A 15,127-nucleotide genomic window follows, 5' to 3' on the forward strand; every position below is an offset into this window, starting at 1 on the left:
TTTCAGGGGGCCGAGTTGCGGCCGGTACCCGGAAGATCCAGATCCAACGCTATCCGGCCCGCGCTCAAATGTGCTTCGACTTCTTCGGCGGGCATCGGCCGCGCGATCAAGAATCCCTGCGCCCGATAACATCCCAATGCCACCAGGGTACGCGCCGCCACGGTGGTTTCGACGCCTTCGCCGACCACGCCCAAACCGAACGAACCCGCCAGTCCCACAATGGATTTCACAATGGCCAGATCGTCGGCGCTGGCGCCCAGCCGCTGCACGAAGCCGCGGTCGATCTTCACCGCGTCCACCGGCAGCGCTTTCAGATGCGACAGCGACGAATATCCGGTGCCGAAATCGTCGATGGCGATCTGCACGCCCATCCGCTTCAGCCCGCGCAGCGTCACCTGGGTGCGCGCCAGATCCTGCACCACCACGTGCTCGGTGATCTCCAGGCACACCGACGACCCGTCGATGCCGAAGCGACGCAGAATATCCTCCATGGTCTCCACGAAATCCAGCGAAACCAGCTGCACCGGAGACACATTGATGCGAATGACCACATTCGAGGCCAGCCCGCGCTTACGCCACTGCGAGAACTGCTCACACGCCGTGCGAATAACCCACCGCCCCAGCTCCCCCGCCAGATTGGTGGCCTCGGCGACGCCCACGAACGCCCCCGGCGGCAACAGCCCGCGCGTCGGATGCTGCCACTGCACCAGCGCCTCGAGCGCCACCACCCGCCCGGTCCTGAGGTCCACCTCCGGCTGGTAATGCAGCAGCAGCGACCCGTCCGACACCGCGCCGCGCAGGTTCAGCTCGACATCGTCCTGCAACTCGAACTGCGCCCGCATCGCATCGGTGAACACCGCGACGCCATTGCCGCCGCTCGACTTGGCGGACAGCAGCGCATGGTCGGCCCGGCGCAGCACATCCGCCACCGTGGTCTCCCCCGGAATCCCCAGCGCCACACCCACACTCGCGCCGCGGCTGACGGTCTCCTCGCCGACGGTGACACGGCGGCCGATCAGCTGCTGAATGCGGGTGGCCTCCTGGTCCGCGGCAGCGGCATCGAGGGGTTTGGCCGGCACGATGACGAATTCGTCGCCGCCCAGCCGGGCGATCATGTCACCGGGATCGAGATTCTCGCGCAGCCGGGTGGCCAGCGTGCGAATGAAATTGTCCCCGGCGGTGTGGCCGAGAAAGTCGTTGAGCGCCTTGAGGCGGTCCAGGTCGAGGAAGAAGGTGGCCACCGGGCCCTGGCTGCCCGGCTTGAGCCGGTCCTCCATGTGTTCCAGTAGCGACCGGCGGTTCGCCAGCCCCGTCAGATCGTCGTGCATGGCGATGTAGCGCAACCGCTCTTCGGCCACCACGCGCGCCTGCAATTGCGCGAACAGCGCGGCAATCGCCTTGAGCACATTGAGTTCCCGATTGCTCCACTCGCGGTCGCCCGCCTTGATGAAGCCCAGAATGCCGGTGGGTTCGCCGCGCGAGACCAGCGGCACCGCCGCCACCGATACCGATTCGATTCCGGTGGCCTGCTGGATCAGCTGCTGATAGTCGGCGAATTCGGGGATCGGCCGGATGATGATCGGCTCGGTGGTGTGCGAGAGCTGACCGAGCGCCGAGGTGGGGTCGTCGAGATGAGCCACATGCAGCGGATCTTCGTCGTCGGCGTCGGGTACGACGCGGCGCGGCCACTCCGCGACCATCACCGAGACCCGGCGGACCTGATCGGTGAAGCGCAGAAAACTGAAATCGACGTCGAAGTGCTCCACCAGCCAGGACAGCACCTGCTCGCTGGCCGCCGTCATCGTGGTGGCATCGACCGACATCAACTCGGAGGCGACCTGGGTCACCAGTGAGTCGAGCGTTCGCCGAGGCACCTTTTCTCCGATCTCACAAACCGCGGGTGTCCGCGCCCGGTATTGGAAGTCGCCTGCTCCGAACCGCTGGTTTCGGTGCGTATCCCAATCGCAGAACCGACACCACCGTTTCGTCCTCAGGCACTCCCGACAGCTCCAGGAAGCGGCCCTGAAGTGACGCTAGTGTATCGGCGAACTCCGGGGAAACCGTATGCAGTTCCTCGGGGCGTCGGGCGAACAGGAATACCGGCGAAACGGGCTGAACGGCCAATCCGCGGCGTTCCGCCTCGATCCAGACGCGCTGCAGCATCGTGCCGGCGCGCGCGTAGGCCGCCAGCTCCGCGGGGTCGTCCAGGGGCGGAGTGGGCATGGTCAGCACCGCCAGCGCTGAACTGGTGCGCAGTTTGTCGCGGGTGCCGTCGACCAGGGCGCTGCCGCCGGACCAGGTGCGCAGCAGGGCCATCACATCGGCGCGGCGGGCGATCTCCAGCTTGGCGATCTCGTCGGGGGCCAGGTCCAGGGTGCGCAGGTCCATGCCGGTGCGCAGATCGTCGCCGGGCCAGCGCAGCTCGGAGATCATCTCGGTGTGCATGGCCGGGGTCAGATAGCGGGTGCGCTCGGAGGCGGCCAGCATGTCGGCTGCGTACTCGACCTCGGTCCGGTCCGAGATCCAGCGCAGCCCGCCGCCGGCGTGGGTCACGACGGCGTCGAGGGCGTCGCGCACCGCCGAGGGCAAGGGAGCGCCGGATCCGTCCCGGCGATTGGTGTGCCGGGTGAGCAGCGCCGGATAGTCCTGGGCGAGTTGCGGATCCGAGTCCGAACCCAGGTGCAGCACCGCGGTGAGCAGTTCCGGTCCGCCGGTACGCAATTCGTCCGCACCGAGGCGGCCTTGCGCGGCAGCCGCGGCGCGCGCGTTGTACAGCGCCGCGCCCAGCGCCAGCGCACTGCCGCGGTAACCGATATCCATCATCGAGGTACGTTCGCGGGCAAGCGAAATGGTGATCTCCGTGGCATCCGCGCGCAGGTTCCAGGGCTGCGCGTTACCGCCGGAGGGGGCGCGCTGCGCACAGGCCAGCACGGCCGCGATCCCGGATTCCGGTTCCGGCTCGGTGTCGGATTCCTCCGGCCACACCAGATCCTCGAACGCCTCCGGTTCGACGATCTCGTCGAGGGCGCGTTCGACATCCACCCGGGTCCGGCCGGATGGCAGCTTGATGCCCAGGCCGATCCGGCGCACCGCACTCGCCACGCTGGCGCCGCCGAGCTGCACCTCGCCGCCCAATTGCGGCCAGCTGTTCAGGGTTTCACCGACCTCGACCATGCTGGCCGCAAGATTCTCGGACAGGTTGCGGCCGTCCAGGATTCGAATCACGTGCGGGGCCTTGTCCCGGGTGGACAGGCCGCGCAGCTCGGCCGAGCTGGTACCGCCGAGCATGCCGTGGAACGGGCGGCGGTTCGGGTCCAGGTCGAAACGCTCGACATCCAGCAGTCCGCGATCGTTGGACTGCATGAGCAGCGGCAGCCGGTGCCGGCGCGCGCCCTCGCGCACGGCGAGCTTGATATCGAGCGAATCGCATTCCTCGACCACGATCGACAGGCCGGACAGGAAGGCATCCATATTGTCTTCGCCGACACCGGTTTCGAAGATCTCGACGGGCAGGTACGGATCGAGTTCGGCGATGCGGCGGGCGGTGACCACGGCCTTGTTCTCGCCGATGTCGAACACCGTGCCGGGAATGCGATTCAGATTGGACAGCTCGATGGTGTCGAAGTCGGCGAGCCGCAGCCCACCGCAAATGCCTTCCAGCGCCAGGGTGTACGCGACGGCGTGACCTACGCTCTGCCCGACCACGCCGATGGTCAGCGCGCCGAGCTTTTCCTGTTCCGCGCGAGTGAGGTGATTGCGATTGCGGTCCAGCCGGAGCGCCCGCAGTATGCCCGGACCGGGTAGAGCAATGACCGAGCGACGCCATGGGTAATACACCCAGCGATCGAGCTCCGGTCCTTCGGAGAATTCCGGCGGAGATAGCAAACCGTCGAATTCGGCGCGCAGCAAATCGCGGCGGTCGGTGAATTCGATTGCGGGATCAGCGCGTAATGCCGCGAGTTGTACAGCGTCATCCGGATGGAATTCATCGAACAGCAGCGGTCGGTGCGCACCGGCCGCGAACGAGCCGGCGCTCATGCCTGCGCCAGTCCCTCGCCCCGGGTCCGATGGACCGTGCCGCCTGCGGTGAGTTCGGCCATCTCGGCCTCGATCAACCGCACCTGCTCGGGGGTTCCGACCGACTTATACGTCTGCATGTCCCACCACACCGGATGGGTGATGTAGCGCTCGTTCGGGTAGCCCGAGGACGGCACCCACCAGACCACTTTCATACCGCTGCTGGCGTAGCGGTCGAGCACGTGGGACGGGGCGATGCCGGTCGAATAACGCACACCCAGGAGCAATGCGCTCTGCACGATGGCGCGGGCCACCCAATCCGCCAGGGCGTGGCGATGTTCCGCATCGCGGGCCACCCAGCCGGTCTTGGCTTCGACCACACCGCTGGGGATCTGGTCGGCGACCATTTTGCGGAAGGCGGCGTCGCCTTGGCGTCCGGCCCAGCTGCGCACGGCGTGCACCTGGTCCACGTGGCGGTGCGGGCCCTCGGCGCGTACGCCGGCGACCACCCGGCCATCGGAATCGAGGGCGACGCAGAACAGCGAGGTGGTGCGGCCGTCGAGCCAGGCGTCGTACTCGACCGCCTCCTCGGCGCCGAAGGAACGGTAGACCTCGAGCGCGCCGTCCAGGTACTCGCGCCAGAGCCGCGGATCCGCGGCCGGCGGACCGATCAAGATCGTGCACCCGGATCGCGCATCACGGCAACGGAGCATCCCGCGACCTGCACCTTCGGCCGGGATGAGCGAGATCGGTTCGACTGCCATATAGTTCCCACTCCACTACTGCTGACTTCGCGCGACGAGCGCGCTCCCGCCCGATACGGTCATGTATCGACCGCTCCTGGCTTGGGCACCTAGGGGAGTATCCGTCAGGTGACCAAAATTGTCCAGATATCCGGCAAACGGTCCGATACCCGAATGTGTATCCAGAAATCCCCCCTGGTCAAACCATTGCTATTAGTCATGAAAAGCAACGACAAGACTGGTTGGTTCTCGTCTAGCTAACAGTTGGTTAACGGTCGGTGGTCAGACCAGAATCGAGATGAAGAGCTCCAGATCCGCGGGACCGGTCCAGATCTCGATCTCCTCGCGGTAGGCGCGGGTGATCTCGGCCGATGCGGTGGCGTCGTCGACCTGGGCCCAGACGTCCTCGGCCGGATCGTGATAGTCGCCATTGGGGCGGAAGCGGGCGTAGACGCCCTTGGGGACGCGGATCAGGACATCGCCGACGGGAGCCTGGTGCGGGTCCGCGTATTCGTAGGAGACCAGCACGTTGTAGTTGCCCGCGGGGTCGGGGACGTAGACCGTGGCGAGGGGGCGTTCGACGCCGTCGCGGTCGCGCAGGCGATCGCGGAGGAACTCGATCAGGTCGCTGGTGCTGATCTTGAAGCTGGGGCGCACGCGCGGGACGACGAGACCGCCGTAGACACCGCCGGGGCGCACCACGATCGAATAGCTCACGGCTCCACCGCCAGGTACAGGTCGATCTTGTAGGCGTGCGGATAGCACTCGAAATCGCCGGTGTGGATGCGCTTGATCTGGTTGTGCTCCTCGGCGTAGGCGATCTGCGTCCACAGGTCGGTCATGACGCGCGGGAAGTTGCCGACCGAGGAGAAGCGCGCGTAGGTGCCGGCGGGGATGCGGGCCACGATATGGCCGCGGGTCACCCGGTCGAAGGAATCGCACTGGTAGCCGACGATCTGGGTGTTGTAGGTGCCCAGTTCGGCCGCGTAATCGGTGTACGCGGACGCCAGCGGGCCACCCAGTTCCTGATGCAGCACGGCGGCCCAGGCCACTTCCAGATCGTGGTCGCGCAGTTCTCCGAGGGCGCGTTTGGGGCTGCGTACCGGCAACCCCGCGACCCACGTCTCGTCGCGTTCGACGATCTCAAACTGCATCGGAAGTAGTAGCTCTCTCTGGGTGTTTTCCACAGCCCGTCGGGCGGCCTCAGCCATGCTATCAATCGAGCACAAGGGTGTTCGGCGACACGACTGAGGATGGGCTAAGTCGAGGGTCCGTGCTCCGGTGTTTCGATCCTCCGGCGGTGCGGGCGGGCGAGTGGGGCGCGCCAGTGCCGCCACAGCGCGAGCAGCCGCAGGCCGACCGCGCCGGCGCCCGCCAAACCGCCTGTCCAGAAGGTGTATTGGCCGTAGTGCAGCAGCAGCGCGGTCACCACCGAGCCCAGCAGCGCCGGCACCGCGTACAGCTCACCGTCGCTGAGCACGCTGGGCGTCACGCCGGCCAGCACATCGCGGATGACGCCGCCGCCCACCGCGGTGACCACGCCGAGCGCCGCCGACGAGGTGGCCGACATGCCGAACTGGAAGGCGGTGACGGTGCCGGTCACGCAGAAGATGCCGAGGCCGATCGCGTCGGTGACGAGCAGCGGGGTGCGCACCAGGCGGACCGGGGGATGCCAGAAGAAGATGAGCGCGGCGGCCAGCAGCGCCACGCCGCCGTAGCTCAGTTGCACGAAGGCGGCCGGGGGCGTGCGGCCGATGATCAGATCCCGGATGATGCCGCCGCCGGTGGCCGTGGCGATGGCGAGCACGGTGATGCCGACCACGTCGAACCGCCGCCGCACGGCCAGCAGGGCGCCCGACACGCCGAATGCGAACACGCCCAGCAGGTTTCCGGCGCGCTGTGCCGCGTCGACGGCGGTGCCGAGCTCCACCAAATCAGCCATGTGTGCGGGTTCCCTTCGCAATCGCAAACTCTCGGCTACCCGCGAACCCTATGCTGTTGCCGCCACGCCGGGACCTCACACCCCGGTTCCCGCCCGGGTGCGCTTGAATCGACCCGTGTGCCGCACAATTGCCGAGCTGGATGCCCAGCTCACAGCGTGTCGCGCCTGCCCGCGCCTGGTGGAGTGGCGGGAACAGGTCGCACATGACAAGCGCGCCGCCTTTCGTGACGAAAATTACTGGGGCAAACCGGTTCCCGGCTTCGGTCCGGACGACGCCCGGGTGCTCGTGGTCGGTCTCGCGCCCGCGGCGCACGGGGGCAATCGCACCGGGCGCATGTTCACCGGTGACCGCAGCGCCGATGTCCTCATCGCGTGCATGTACCGCGCCGGCCTCGCCAACCAGCCGACGAGCCTGAGCGTCGATGACGGCCTGCGCCTGCTCGGCACCCGCGTCACCGCGCCCGTGCACTGCGCCCCGCCCGACAACAAACCCCTGCCGTCGGAACGCGACAACTGCCGCCACTGGCTGGTCACCGAACTCGGCCTGCTCGCTCCCACCCTCCGCGCGATCGTCGTCCTCGGCGGCTGGGGCTGGCAGGCGCTGCTGCCCGCCCTCACCGAATCCGGCTGGACCGTACCCAAACCCAAGCCCAAGTTCGGCCACGGCGCCCACTACGAACTGGCCCCCGCCCGCCCCGACCGCACACCCCTCCACCTCTTCGGCACCTACCACCCCAGCCAGCAGAACACCTTCACCGGCCGCCTCACCCCAGCCATGCTCGAAGCCGTGCTCGCCGAAGCGGCCCGCACCGCCGGACTTCCCGCACGATAGGTAAGACCCACGCGCATTTCGCCCAGGCGCCTGTCCGTGCTCTCGCCGGCGCGTGCCCCGCCGAGTTCGGTCCGCTTGCTACTACGCGCCCTTTGGCCTTACCTCGTCGACCGGGTTCCTTGCCGACTGCGCACTCTTCACCGCGGTCCGCCGAGTTCGGTCCGCCCCTCGCTGATTCGGGGTTTCCGGGCTTGCCTCTGAGAGTCACGCCCCGCTGATTCGGGGTTTCAGGGGCTTGCCCCAGAGAGTCACACCCCCGCTGATTCGGGGTTTCAGGGGCTTGCCCCAGAGAGTCACACCCCCACTGATTCGGGGTTTCAGGGGCTTGCCCCTGAGAGTCACGAGAGTTGTCTTAGCTACTATTTGGTCGTGAGCAGGGCCGATAACTCCGGAGTGGGCGGCGGCATCGATGGTGCCGGGGCCGGGGCGGCGGATCGCGGGGGCGTGATGACGGACGAGACGGGTGCGGTGGGCGCGCCGCCGAAACGGCGGCGGGCGGCGACTCGGCAGCGGCTATTGGATGCGGCGTTCGACGCTTTCGCCGAGGACGGGCTGGGCCGGTGCACGGTCGAACAGCTCTGTGAGCGGGCCGGATTCACGCGCGGCGCGTTCTATTCGAACTTCAAATCGCTCGAGGAACTGTTCCTCGCCATGTGGGAGCAGCGCTCGGCGCAAATGCTGACCCAGGTCACCGCACTGCTCGATGTCGATATCGAAGTCGGTGATCCCGGCCAGGCGGTGGAATTCGCTTTGCACGCGGTCCCCATGGACGACAAATGGTTTCGCATCACCGCCGAATTCACCGCGCACGCCCTGCGCAATCCGGAACTGCGCCGGGTGATGGTGGCGCGAGAGGAAGCCATCAGCAATGCGCTGACTCCCGTGGTGGTGACGCTCCTGGAACGTGCGGGCCGCCGCGTCCCCGACCCGGTCGCCCTGGGCCGCTCCCTGATCGCCGTGCACGACGGCACCCTCACCCAATGCCTGCTGGAGCCCGACAATCCCGCGGTCCGCGACCATCGGGTCCAGCTGTTCCGCCGCGTGGTCGAGTCCTACAGCGAACCGCTCGCCTGACCCCCGAACCGCGTCACCGCCTCGCGCACCCCCGCGATCGCGATCTCCCGGAATTCCCTCATCTCGTGCTCGATGGCATGCAGCACATCCACCGCGTGATCGGCGCATGCCCAGAAGTCCAGCTTGGCCCGCAATCGGGCGTCGAATCCCAATCCCTGTGCCGCCCGGACTTTTTCGACGAACCCCACGCCCGCATCGGACCACAGATAACACAGGTCGTAGTCGGGATCCCCCACCTGCACATCCCCGAAATCGATGACGCCACTGATCGATTCACCGGTGACCAGCAGATGATCCAAACTCACATCCGCGTGAATCAGCGCCGGCTCGTACTCGAAGTTCGCGTCCTCCGCCAGATACTCCTCCCAGATCTCCGCCAGCCGCCGCCCTTCCCGCTCCGGCAGCAATGGAATCACCTGCGCCCGAACCAATTCCAGATCAGCCGCGAAATCCTTCCGGAAGTCCACCTCCTCCACCCCCAATTCCACCGCCCGCCGCACCGGGAACCCGTGCACCGAATCCAAGAACTCGGCCACCGCTCTCGCCACCGCATCACTCCCCAACAGCCCCCGCGCCACCCACTCGTCGTCACTCAACGACTCCCCCGGCACCGCCGGATACACACAGCACTCCCCCGGCCCCAGCGGATTCGCCGCCGTGAACGCGAACCGCGGAATCGGCAATCGCACCCGGGCCGCCAACTCCGGCAGCAACCGAGCCTCCCGCGCAATCCCTTCCACCGCGTCCTCCCCCTTAGGCAGCCGCACCACCCACCGCCCGTCCCCCGCCTCCACCAGCACCGCCAGCGAATCCATCCCCGCCCCCAGCACCGACAACCGCCCCTCCGCCAGTTCCGGCCGCGCCGACCCCGCCAACATCCCCCCAACCCGCTCCGCCCAATCCGCCACCGTCTCCGTATGCGCACTCATATCCACCGCCCCATCCTAGGAAAACCACCCCTAACCTGCCGATTCGTTTTCCCGCCCGACCACCTGATAAAGTTCTGCAAGCGCAGGCCGGAGACGGACTTCGCGGGGCTATAGCGCAGTTGGTAGCGCGTCTCGTTCGCATCGAGAAGGTCAGGGGTTCGATTCCCCTTAGCTCCACAAAAACAGGTGAGGCCCGGCGAATCGCCGGGCCTCACCTGTTTTTCGTGTCATTCGGACATCAGGGTTGGGTGGGGTTGCCCAGGAGGGCGTTCAGGACGCGGACTGCGCGGTCGGGGTCGGCGGGTTCGCCGATGATGGTGGGCATGTAGTGGAAGGATTCGGCGACTCGCAGGACGGTGTAGGCGAGGTCGTCGAGGGTGAGGGTGGAGTGGATGCGGGACGTGTCCAGGTCGGCGGCTAGTTTTTCGCGGACGTAGGCGAGCATGCGGGGCTGGAAGCCGTGGGAGGCGACGGTCAGCAGGGTCATGTACATCGCGTTGTCGCGTTCGATGGATCGGCGCGAACCGGGCTGATCCCAGATGGCGTGCAGCAGATGGCCGAGGAGGGCGGGAACCCTTGGGCCGGGCTGGGATTCGAGTTCTTTCCAGCCGGCGTCGAGGGTGCGTTCGGTAAGCCACCAGACGACTTCGACGATCAGCTGTTCGCGGGTGCCGACCCAGCGGTAGAGGGTGACGCGGCTGACGCCGAGGCGCTGGGCGATCGAGCCGAGGTCGATGCGATCGCCGGCCAGGAAATCGGCGCGAGCCAGGGCGAAGGCGTCGAGTGCGGTGGGGCGGCGCGGATCGGAGTCCTCGGCCAGTTGTCGCTGGAGCGGTGTCGGGGCCACTCATGCAGCATATCGGTCGCTGCTTTTCTTCATGTAACACCTTGCCCAGATGTTGCATGAGCTCTAGTCTGTGAAACATATCATCAAGATGTTTCATCTCTGAAATTCGGTGCTCAGATGTTGCACCACGGGTTTCGGGTGTCCCGCAGGCGAGGAGGCCGCAATGGGAAGCACGGTGACGGATACGGTGACCGTCCGGCAGGGCACGGTGCGCGGCAGGCAGCATGGCGATCTGCTCAGCTTCCTGGGTATTCCGTATGCCGCGCCGCCGTTCGGCGAGAACCGCATGCGCCCACCGGAACCCGCGCCCGCGTGGACCGGGGTGCGCGACGCCGGAGCGTACGGGCCGACCGTGCCCAAGGCCGACTACGTCGCCGGATATGTGCCGTTCTATCCCGAGGTGCGCATCGCGGGCGCGGAGTGCCTGAATCTGAACGTGCACACCCGGGTCGACGCGGACGGACTGCCCGTCCTGGTGTGGATTCACGGCGGCGCGTTCACCAACGGCTCGAATTCGCTTCCGGAATACGAGGGTTCGGCTTTCGCCCGGGACGGCGTGGTCACCGTCGTCATCAACTATCGGCTGGGCGCGGAAGGTTTCCTGTACACCGGGGACGAGATCGCCGACCTCGGCATCCTCGACCAGATCGCCGCCCTGCACTGGGTGCGCGACAATATCGCCGCCTTCGGTGGCGACCCCCGGCGGGTGACGGTGGCCGGGCAGTCCGCGGGCGCGTGGAGCGTGAACACGCTGCTCGCCGCGCCGGGCGCGGAAGGGCTGTTCCAGCAGGCGATTTCGCAGAGCGGCGGCGCGCACCACCACCTGCCGCCCGAGCAGTCGCTGGCGGTGACGTGCGAGCTGGCCCGACTGCTCGGCATCGAACCCGAGCGCGAGGCGTTCGCGGCCGTGGACCCGCAACTGCTAGCGGAGACCTGCAGCTCGGTCATCACCGAGATCCAGACCGCCCCCGATCCGGAGAAATGGGGCGAACTGGCATTGTCGCAGCAGCCCTTCGTCCCGACCGTGGACGGCGTCGTGCTGCCGCGGCCGACCCTGGACACGATCGCCGACGGTGGCCGGTCGGGTATCAAACTGCTGATCGGCACCACCGCCGACGAGGCCCGCGCCATCCTGGTCGCCTCCGGCGCAATGGATTTCATCGACGACGCCGCCTTGGCGGCCACCATCGCGGGCTACGGACTGCCCGTCCCAGAGACGCTGGCCGCCTATCGCCGCGATCGTCCCGGCGCCACCCCGGGCGATCTGCTCTCGGCCGTCATATCCGATTGGTACTTCCGCATCCCGTCGATTCGCGTCGCCGAGACGGCGGGCGCCGGCGACACCTGGCTGTACCGCTTCGACTGGGCCTCGCCCACCATCGGTTCCGGGCACGGCGTCGAGATCCCGTTCGTCTTCGACACCATCACCGATCCGGGTCTGACGCCACGGCTGGGACCGAACCCGCCGCAATCCGTCGCCGACGTCACCCATCGTGCGTGGGTCGAGTTCATCACCCACGGCGATCCGGGCTGGCCGCCCTACGACACGACCGCGCGGGCGACCGCGCTCATTTCCGACACCGTCACCGTGGTCGCCGACCCGGCCGGTCACGAGCGAATCCTGTGGGAGGGCAAGCGATGACAGTCTCCACCGAACCCGTTCTCTACGAGGTCCCCGTGCCGAAGGTGGCGCGGATCGTGCTGAACCGGCCGGAGCGGCGCAATGCCCAGGACACCGCGCTGCTGTACGCGCTCAACGACGCGTTCGACCGCGCCGCGCACGACGACGACATCGTGGTGATCGTGCTGGCCGCCAACGGGCCGCACTTCTCCGCCGGACACGATATGCGGGAGCCCGAACCGCTCACGGCCACCACGCGTTTCGATACGGTCGGCCCCGGCGGCGGGTTGGTCGCGCCGGGTGCGGCCGGGGTGATGGCGCGCGAGGAGGAGATCTATCTCGGCTTCAGCGAGCGCTGGCGCAATATCCCCAAGCCGACCATCGCCGAGGTGCACGGCAAGGTGATCTCCGGCGGGCTGATGCTGGCCTGGCCGTGCGATCTGATCGTCGCGGCCGAGGATGCCGAGTTCCTCGACAATGTGGTGTCGATGGGTGTGAACGCGGTCGAGTTCTTCAACCACCCTTATGAATTCGGCGTCCGCAAAGCCAAGGAGCTGCTGTTCACCTCCCGGTCGCTGAGCGCCGCCGATGCCGAGCGCATCGGCATGGTCAACAAGGTGGTGCCGCGCGCGGAACTCACCACGGCCACTCTCGAATTGGCGGCCCACATCGCCCAGCAACCGCCGTTCGCCTTGAAGCTGGCCAAGCAGTCGGTGAATGCCGCTCAAGACGCGGCCGGCCGCCCCGAGGCGATCCGGAACGCGTTCGCCCTGCATCAGCTGGCGCACAGCCACAATATGCAGGTGCACGGGCTGGTCGTGGAACCGGCCTTCGTGGACAGGTTCCTGCATGGCTGAGCCGATTCCGCTGGGGCGGCTGCTGACCGAGCTGGCCGCCCGCTCCCCCGCGGCGGCCGCGATCACCGACGCCCGGGGCACCTGGACCCGCGCCGAGCTGGAAGCGGCGGCGAACCGCCTGGCTCGCGCCTACCGGGAGCTCGGGGTGCGGGCCGGAGATCTGGTCACCGTCGCGCTGCCGAACGGGGCCGAGTTCTATACGGCGCTGTTCGCGCTGTGGAAGCTCGGCGCTGTGCCGCAGCCGATTTCGGCGCTGCTGCCCGCACCGGAGCGGGAGGCGGTGCTGGCGCTGGCGGGACCGGTTCTGGTCGTCGGGGTGCGCCCCGGCGATCCGGGATTGCCCTGGGTACCGGCCGGATTCGAGCCCGACCCGGGCACTTCGGATGCCGCATTGGACGCCGGTATCGTCGCCCCGGCGTGGAAGGTCCCCACCTCGGGCGGAAGTACCGGGCGGCCGAAACTGATCGTGCCGACCCAGCGCGGAGAGCTCGACGTCACCAGCACCGCAACGATCCTGGACCAGCGCGACGGCGACACCCAGCTGGTCTGCGGACCCCTGTATCACAATGCGCCGTTCAACTTCTCGGTCTACGGCCTGCTGGCCGGGCAGCACCTGGTGGTACTGCCGAAGTTCGACACGGTCACCGCATTGCGCGCCGTCGCCGGTCATCGGGTGAACTGGATCAGCCTGGTGCCCACCATGATGATCCGGATGGCACGCGAATTACAGCGTGCCCCGGCGGAATACGACATCACCTCGTTGCGATCGCTGTGGCACGGCGCCGCGCCGTGCCCGGACTGGGTCAAGCGGGCCTGGATCGATCTGCTGGGCGCGCCGGCGGTGCACGAGATGTACGCCACCACCGAGGGCACCATGATGACCCATATCGACGGCACCGAATGGCTGCGCCGGCCCGGATCGGTGGGCCGTCCACTGTGGGGCCGGGTCCGCGTGGCCGGCCCCGACGGCGCGGACCTCGCGCCCGGCGAGATCGGCGAGATCCTGGTCCGGCCCGAGAGCGACACTCCCACATACCGTTACGTGGGAGCGGAGGCGCGGCTCGTGGACGGCTGGGAGGTGGTGGGCGACCTCGGCGCCCTGGATGCCGACGGCTACCTCTACCTGGCGGATCGCCGCACCGACCTCATCGTCACCGGTGGCGCGAACGTCTATCCGGCCGAGGTGGAGGCCGCTCTGAGCGAGCATCCGGCGGTGCGCGGGGTCGTCGTACTGGGCCTGCCCGACGAGGATCTCGGGCAGCGGGTCCACGCGATCGTGGAGACCGCGACCGCCCTCACCGATGCCGAACTACACGACTTCACGGCGGCGCGGCTGGCGCGCTACAAGGTGCCCCGCAGCTTCGATTACACCGCCGCGCCGCTCCGTGACGATGCGGGCAAGGTGCGCCGCGCATCACTGGTCGAATAGCGAATACCCTCGGCGCACCGGCTCTCTCATTCGGGAGAGTCGGTGTGCCGCAGAGCGGTGACGATGGCGAGGGTGGGGGCGCGGCCGGCTTCGGTGTGGCTGAGCATGGCGTATTCGGCGAGGCGTTCGTCGCCGGAGGCGATGGCGTCGATGAGGTGCTGGTGTTCGTCGAGTTGGACGGCGGTGTCGCGGCTGGTGGTGATGAAGAAGAGCCAGGCCATGCGGGCGAGGATGGTGCGCATCAGCTGGGTGAGGAGGGTGTTGCCGGCCAGTTCGACTATCTCGCCGTGCAGTTTGGCGTTGGATTCGGCGATGCGCAGGGGGTCGCGGGGGTCGTGAGAAGTGATGGCGGCGTGGGATTCCCGGAGGGCGGCCAGGAGTGGGGTGATGTCGGCGCCCTGGCGGATGCGGGCGGCGGCGAGGCGGGCGGCCAGGGGTTCGAGACCGATGCGGACGTCGAAGAGTTCTTCCACCGCGGTGCGGTCCCACCGGCGGACGACGGCGCTGCGCCGGGGTAGCGCGGTGACTATGCCGTCGAATTCGAGAAGGGTGAGGGCTTCCCGGACCGGTAGGCGGGAGGTGCCGAGCATTTCGGCGAGGCGGGCTTCGGGGAGTTTCTCGCCCTCGCGGTAGACGCCGGTGATGATGCTGCGGCGTAGGTCGTCGTAGATGCGGCGCGTCTGGGAGGTGTCGTCGACGGCGCGCGGCGACCGGGGGTCTGGGGGCACCCGCTCAGTCTACGAAGCGGATTCTGTCTACCGTTTTGATCGACAGACGGAACGCGCCGCGCAATTCACTAGGTAGAAACATCATCATCACGACAGAGACACTCTTCG

General features: G+C 67.7%; 14 protein-coding genes and 1 tRNA gene. 6 read left to right on the forward strand and 9 right to left on the reverse strand.

The annotated features are described in order from the left end of the window. Positions 1-2: 2 nt before the first annotated feature. From LTV02_RS22855 to LTV02_RS22880, 6 genes are all read right to left on the reverse strand, one after another. Positions 3-1,823: a putative bifunctional diguanylate cyclase/phosphodiesterase gene (locus LTV02_RS22855; protein WP_233041670.1), complete on the reverse strand. Its 1,821-nt coding sequence runs from the start codon at positions 1,821-1,823 to the stop codon at positions 3-5. Between the two features lie 64 nt (positions 1,824-1,887). Then, positions 1,888-4,038, reverse strand: a complete 2,151-nt coding sequence (locus tag LTV02_RS22860) for an Rv1355c family protein (protein ID WP_233033687.1) — start codon at positions 4,036-4,038, stop codon at positions 1,888-1,890. Then, positions 4,035-4,691, reverse strand: coding sequence for a hypothetical protein (locus LTV02_RS22865; protein WP_157762130.1), 657 nt, complete (start codon positions 4,689-4,691; stop codon positions 4,035-4,037). The genes LTV02_RS22860 and LTV02_RS22865 overlap by 4 nt, the downstream gene beginning before the upstream one ends. A gap of 351 nt (positions 4,692-5,042) precedes the next feature. Continuing rightward, positions 5,043-5,477 (reverse strand): AraC family transcriptional regulator, encoded by a 435-nt coding sequence (locus LTV02_RS22870; protein ID WP_067710528.1) that lies wholly within the window; start codon positions 5,475-5,477, stop codon positions 5,043-5,045. Next, positions 5,474-5,914: a GyrI-like domain-containing protein gene (locus LTV02_RS22875; protein WP_067710527.1), complete on the reverse strand. Its 441-nt coding sequence runs from the start codon at positions 5,912-5,914 to the stop codon at positions 5,474-5,476. The genes LTV02_RS22870 and LTV02_RS22875 overlap by 4 nt, the downstream gene beginning before the upstream one ends. A 104-nt stretch (positions 5,915-6,018) precedes the next feature. Further along, on the reverse strand, positions 6,019-6,702 hold the full coding sequence (locus LTV02_RS22880) for a trimeric intracellular cation channel family protein (protein ID WP_067710526.1): 684 nt from the start codon (positions 6,700-6,702) through the stop codon (positions 6,019-6,021). Positions 6,703-6,817: 115 nt separating this feature from the next. Between LTV02_RS22880 and LTV02_RS22885 the strand changes: the two genes are divergently transcribed. Together LTV02_RS22885 and LTV02_RS22890 are read left to right on the forward strand one after the other, a co-directional pair. Next, positions 6,818-7,534 (forward strand): uracil-DNA glycosylase, encoded by a 717-nt coding sequence (locus LTV02_RS22885; protein WP_233033689.1) that lies wholly within the window; start codon positions 6,818-6,820, stop codon positions 7,532-7,534. Between the two features lie 447 nt (positions 7,535-7,981). Then, positions 7,982-8,608 (forward strand): TetR/AcrR family transcriptional regulator, encoded by a 627-nt coding sequence (locus LTV02_RS22890; protein WP_233041671.1) that lies wholly within the window; start codon positions 7,982-7,984, stop codon positions 8,606-8,608. Here the strand turns inward: LTV02_RS22890 and LTV02_RS22895 are convergent. Continuing rightward, positions 8,587-9,537 carry an aminoglycoside phosphotransferase family protein gene (locus LTV02_RS22895; RefSeq protein ID WP_269821554.1) on the reverse strand — a complete coding sequence of 317 codons (951 nt, stop codon included), beginning with the start codon at positions 9,535-9,537 and terminating at the stop codon, positions 8,587-8,589. The two genes, LTV02_RS22890 and LTV02_RS22895, sit on opposite strands and share 22 nt — an antisense overlap. Positions 9,538-9,641: 104 nt before the next feature. On the opposite strand from LTV02_RS22895, the gene LTV02_RS22900 reads away from it, so the two are divergent. Further along, positions 9,642-9,714, forward strand: a tRNA-Ala gene (locus LTV02_RS22900). A gap of 61 nt (positions 9,715-9,775) precedes the next feature. On the opposite strand, the gene LTV02_RS22905 is transcribed toward LTV02_RS22900, so the two are convergent. Next, the gene (locus LTV02_RS22905; RefSeq protein ID WP_233033691.1) at positions 9,776-10,384 is read right to left on the reverse strand and encodes a QsdR family transcriptional regulator; all 609 of its coding nucleotides are present in this window, start codon (positions 10,382-10,384) and stop codon (positions 9,776-9,778) included. A gap of 163 nt (positions 10,385-10,547) precedes the next feature. Between LTV02_RS22905 and LTV02_RS22910 the strand changes: the two genes are divergently transcribed. From LTV02_RS22910 to LTV02_RS22920, 3 genes are read left to right on the forward strand one after another with little or no spacing between them, the layout of a single operon-like run. Further along, positions 10,548-12,026: a carboxylesterase/lipase family protein gene (locus LTV02_RS22910; RefSeq protein ID WP_233033693.1), complete on the forward strand. Its 1,479-nt coding sequence runs from the start codon at positions 10,548-10,550 to the stop codon at positions 12,024-12,026. Continuing rightward, on the forward strand, positions 12,023-12,862 hold the full coding sequence (locus LTV02_RS22915; protein WP_233033695.1) for an enoyl-CoA hydratase: 840 nt from the start codon (positions 12,023-12,025) through the stop codon (positions 12,860-12,862). The genes LTV02_RS22910 and LTV02_RS22915 overlap by 4 nt, the downstream gene beginning before the upstream one ends. Then, positions 12,855-14,291 (forward strand): AMP-binding protein, encoded by a 1,437-nt coding sequence (locus LTV02_RS22920; protein ID WP_233033700.1) that lies wholly within the window; start codon positions 12,855-12,857, stop codon positions 14,289-14,291. Before LTV02_RS22915 ends, LTV02_RS22920 begins: the two co-directional genes overlap by 8 nt. 26 nt (positions 14,292-14,317) lie before the next feature. Here the strand turns inward: LTV02_RS22920 and LTV02_RS22925 are convergent, their stop codons facing one another. Next, a complete protein-coding gene (locus tag LTV02_RS22925) occupies positions 14,318-15,019 on the reverse strand; it encodes a GntR family transcriptional regulator (RefSeq protein WP_233033701.1) in 702 nt (233 codons plus the stop codon). Positions 15,020-15,127: the final 108 nt, after the last annotated feature.

It is taken from the genome of Nocardia yamanashiensis, from assembly GCF_021183565.1.
In the GTDB taxonomy this organism is placed as follows: domain Bacteria; phylum Actinomycetota; class Actinomycetes; order Mycobacteriales; family Mycobacteriaceae; genus Nocardia; species Nocardia yamanashiensis.

Bases quoted from the DNA above. Each gene is read 5' to 3' on its own strand.
- LTV02_RS22915 (WP_233033695.1), top strand. From the start codon at position 12,023: ATGACAGTCTCCACCGAACCCGTTCTCTACGAGGTCCCCGTGCCGAAG.
- LTV02_RS22920 (WP_233033700.1), top strand. From the start codon at position 12,855: ATGGCTGAGCCGATTCCGCTGGGGCGGCTGCTGACCGAGCTGGCCGCC.
- LTV02_RS22895 (WP_269821554.1), bottom strand. From the start codon at position 9,537: ATGAGTGCGCATACGGAGACGGTGGCGGATTGGGCGGAGCGGGTTGGG.
- LTV02_RS22875 (WP_067710527.1), bottom strand. From the start codon at position 5,914: ATGCAGTTTGAGATCGTCGAACGCGACGAGACGTGGGTCGCGGGGTTG.
- LTV02_RS22910 (WP_233033693.1), top strand. From the start codon at position 10,548: ATGGGAAGCACGGTGACGGATACGGTGACCGTCCGGCAGGGCACGGTG.
- LTV02_RS22880 (WP_067710526.1), bottom strand. From the start codon at position 6,702: ATGGCTGATTTGGTGGAGCTCGGCACCGCCGTCGACGCGGCACAGCGC.
- LTV02_RS22860 (WP_233033687.1), bottom strand. From the start codon at position 4,038: ATGAGCGCCGGCTCGTTCGCGGCCGGTGCGCACCGACCGCTGCTGTTC.
- LTV02_RS22855 (WP_233041670.1), bottom strand. From the start codon at position 1,823: ATGTCGGTCGATGCCACCACGATGACGGCGGCCAGCGAGCAGGTGCTG.
- LTV02_RS22890 (WP_233041671.1), top strand. From the start codon at position 7,982: ATGACGGACGAGACGGGTGCGGTGGGCGCGCCGCCGAAACGGCGGCGG.